General features: G+C 68.9%; 4 protein-coding genes. All 4 read right to left on the bottom strand.

The window, feature by feature from the left end; all coding sequences use genetic code 11:
• On the bottom strand, positions 1 to 848 hold an 848-nt coding region (locus DAT37_RS41200; protein ID WP_157978963.1), incomplete at its 3' end, for a class I adenylate-forming enzyme family protein.
• A complete protein-coding gene (locus tag DAT37_RS41195; RefSeq protein ID WP_109530398.1) occupies positions 845 to 1327 on the bottom strand; it encodes an enoyl-CoA hydratase-related protein in 483 nt (160 codons plus the stop codon). The genes DAT37_RS41200 and DAT37_RS41195, both read right to left, overlap by 4 nt.
• Positions 1328 to 1387: 60 nt before the next feature.
• A complete protein-coding gene (gene fabG, locus DAT37_RS41190) occupies positions 1388 to 2140 on the bottom strand; it encodes a 3-oxoacyl-ACP reductase FabG (RefSeq protein ID WP_109530397.1) in 753 nt (250 codons plus the stop codon).
• Complete coding sequence (locus DAT37_RS41185; RefSeq protein WP_109530399.1) at positions 2137 to 3114, bottom strand: phosphotransferase family protein; 978 nt, start codon at positions 3112 to 3114, stop codon at positions 2137 to 2139. The genes fabG and DAT37_RS41185 overlap by 4 nt, the downstream gene beginning before the upstream one ends.
• Between the last annotated feature and the right edge of the window lie 19 nt (positions 3115 to 3133).

The following is a 3133-nucleotide window of genomic DNA, read 5'->3' as shown; positions in this document are numbered from 1 at the left end:
CCGAACCGCTCGTGGAACGCGCGCATCACCTCGGCCGGCAGCGACGCACCACCGGAGGACGCATACCGGAGTCCCGAGAAATCCGGCAGGTCGGCCCGCAACAACGCGTTCCACATCGTTGGCACCCCGGCCACGAAGGTGAGCCGGTCCCGCTGCAGCATCTCGTACATGGCCCTGGGCTCGAACCGCTCCAGCAGCGACAGGCTCGCCCCTGCCCGCAGCGCCGTCCCCATGACACAGGCCTGACCGTAGATGTGGAAGAGCGGCAATGCTGTACCGCCCCGATCCTCTGGCGTGATCTGGTGGGCCTTCACGAAGACGTCCGCGCAGGCAATCAGGTTGCCGTGCGTCAACTGCGCTCCTTTTGGTCTGCCCGTGGTCCCGGAGGTGTAGAGGATCGTCGCGGTGTCGTCCGCCTCGACCCGGTACGGCTCGCTGACTCCTGGCCCATCGAGCAGGTCGGGAGTCAGAGGCTGGTACGGCACGCCGAGCGCGGCAGCAGCGGCCTCGGGTGGCCGACCGATCGAGGGCCAGCCGAGCACCAGCGCGACACCTGCGTCGCTCGCCAGATACTCCAGTTCCGGAGCGGGCGCCATGGTGTTCGCCGTGACCGCGATCGCTCCCGCGGCATGGATGCCGTAGTAGGCCGCGGCGAACTCGGGCACCGAGGGGGCGATCAGCAGCACCCGGTCGCCACGCCGTACACCCTGGTGCGCCAGTCGGGCGGCCACGGCGGCGACCCGGTCGCGCAGGGTTGCGTATGTCCAGGAAGCCCCTGCGCTGTCGCGTAGGGCGATCCGCTCAGGTGCGGACCGGGCATGGCTGAAGATCGCGTCGGCGTTGTTCATTTCGCCTCCAGCCCGGCGAAGAGCGGCGACCTGCGCTGCAGGTAGCTCTGCACGCCCTCGACCGCGTCGGGGTGCTCGAAGGACTCCAACATCAGCGCGTCCGCGTGCGCGACGGCGGCGGTGAAATCGCTGTCGAGCGCCTGCTGCACCTGCTGCTTGATGACGCTCATCGACGTCGGCGAGCAGAAGGTGGCCAGCTCGGTCGCGTCCATGGCCTTGGACGGGCCGACCAGGCGGGGCAGGAGCCAGGCGATGCCGTACTCGGCGATGAGCCCGCGCCGGGCGAAGGCGGTGGTGAACTTCGCGGCCGGAACGGCCATTCTGATGTCGCAGTAGAGCGCCTCGATCAGGCCGAGGCCCGCGACGGCGCCGTTAATGGCAGCGATCATCGGCTTGCGGATGGTCAGCGGGTAGGTGCGTGGTGGCCGTTCGGCGAGCACCGCGTCGGGATTGCCGATCTGCTGGGATGTCCGAGGCATGGGTGGCGCGGTGAAGGTTGTAGTGGACGTTCCGCACGAGCGAGACGACGACCGCCTCTCTCATGTCGTCGGTCCGCCCGCCACGTAGATGACCTGGCCGGAGACGAAACCGGCCGCCTCGCTGACGAGGAAGGAGGCGGTGTGTGCCACGTCCTCCGGCAGCCCGGACCGGCCCACGGGGATGCGGGCGATCACCGCACTGCGGTAGTCCTCCCATTCCACGCCCATCCGCTGAGCGGTCGCCCGGGTCATCTCGGTCTCGATGAAGCCTGGCGCGATGGCGTTGGCGGTGATGCCGAACTTGCCCAACTCGATCGCGAGGGTCTTCGTGAAGCCCTGCAGACCGGCCTTGGCCGCCGAGTAGTTCACCTGTCCCCTGCTTCCCAGTGCCGAGGTGCTGGACAGGTTGACGATCCGGCCGAAACCTGCCTGGACCATGTACTGCTGGGCGGCACGTGACATCAGGAACGCGCCTCGCAGGTGCACGTTCATCACCGTGTCCCAGTCCTCGACGGTCATCTTGAACATCAGGTCGTCGCGGATGATCCCGGCGTTGTTCACCAGGACCGTCGGCGCGCCGAGACGCTCTGCCACCGCCGCCACCGCGCGAGCCACCGCCTGCTCGTCGGACACGTCCGCGCCGATCGCGGCGGCCGTGCCGCCCGCGTCCACGATCTCCTCTACCGTGGACGCGCAGGCGCTCTCTTCCAGGTCGATCACTGCTACGGCCAGGCCGTCGGCGGCCAGCCGCCGGGCTATGGCGGCGCCGATGCCGCGCGCCGCGCCGGTCACGATTGCCGTGCGTTCCGTCATGTGTGTTCCTCCAGGATTTCGACGGCCCGGTCCACCAGCAGCTCGATCTGAGCGGGCGTGGGGGTGCCGGAGGCCGCGGCGTTGCGCGGCTCGTCGAGAGCTCTGCGCAGCACGCCCTCGCCGATGATCGCGATTTTCCAGAGACCGAGCGCGTGCCAGAAACCGATGGCCTCGGCTGATCTGCCGGTCTGTTCGAGGTAGACCCTGACCAGCTCGTCCCTGCTGGGAAAGCCGGGCAGGACCGAAGGAGCGAAGTCGCCGACGACGTTCTCTCCCGGCTCGGGCCAGTAGGCGAGGAGGGTGCCCACGTCGGCGAGCGGGTCGCCGAGGGTGCACAGCTCCCAGTCCAGTGCAGCGGCGACACTCTCTCCCGAGATGATCACATTGCGCAGGTGGAAGTCTCCGTGTACGAGAGTCAGCTCGCGCTGCTCCGGCGCCGCTTCGCGGAGCCGGGCGGTCAGCTCGTCCAGCGCGGGCAGGTCACGGGTCTTGGACTCCCCCCACTGGATTGACCAGCGTTTGAGCTGACGCTGCGCGTAGGGCTTGTGGCTGGCGAGGTTGACGAGGCCGGTCGAGTCCAGATCCACGGCGTGAATCTGCGCCAGGGTCCGTGCGAGCGACAGCCCGATCCTGTGGCGGCGTTGCGAAGCGAGGGAGTGCGCCACCTCCATCGTGTCGATCACCAGTCCGTCGACGTGCTCCATGAGCACCAGCTGCTCGGTGTAGCCGTACACTCTGGGCACGGGGACACCTCGGAGCGCGGCGAGGATGCGCGCCTCGCGTGCCACGTCGTGTGCGGAGGCGAGCAGCCGTCCCAGCGGCGGTCGCCGCAGCACCCACTGCCGGTGAGCTGCGTCGGTGAGGCGGAAGGTGAGGTTGGACTGGCCCAGCCCGATCCGGTCCCAGCGCAGCGGTTCGTCGACCGCCAACCCCAGCGAGCGGATCCACGCCGCCAGCTCAGCCTGGTCGAACATCTCGCAGTAGCGCCCCGCC

The sequence above is a fragment of the Nocardia aurea genome, assembly GCF_003123685.1.
Classification (GTDB): Bacteria; Actinomycetota; Actinomycetes; order Mycobacteriales; family Mycobacteriaceae; genus Nocardia; species Nocardia aurea.
Note: the sequence above shows the minus strand (reverse complement) of the source record. Positions and strands in the feature narration are given on the sequence as shown.

What these genes read in the sequence shown, in the direction of transcription:
- DAT37_RS41195 (WP_109530398.1), bottom strand. Translation starts at nt 1,327, where the DNA reads ATGCCTCGGACATCCCAGCAGATCGGCAATCCCGACGCGGTGCTCGCC.
- fabG (WP_109530397.1), bottom strand. Translation starts at nt 2,140, where the DNA reads ATGACGGAACGCACGGCAATCGTGACCGGCGCGGCGCGCGGCATCGGC.
- DAT37_RS41185 (WP_109530399.1), bottom strand. Translation starts at nt 3,114, where the DNA reads ATGTTCGACCAGGCTGAGCTGGCGGCGTGGATCCGCTCGCTGGGGTTG.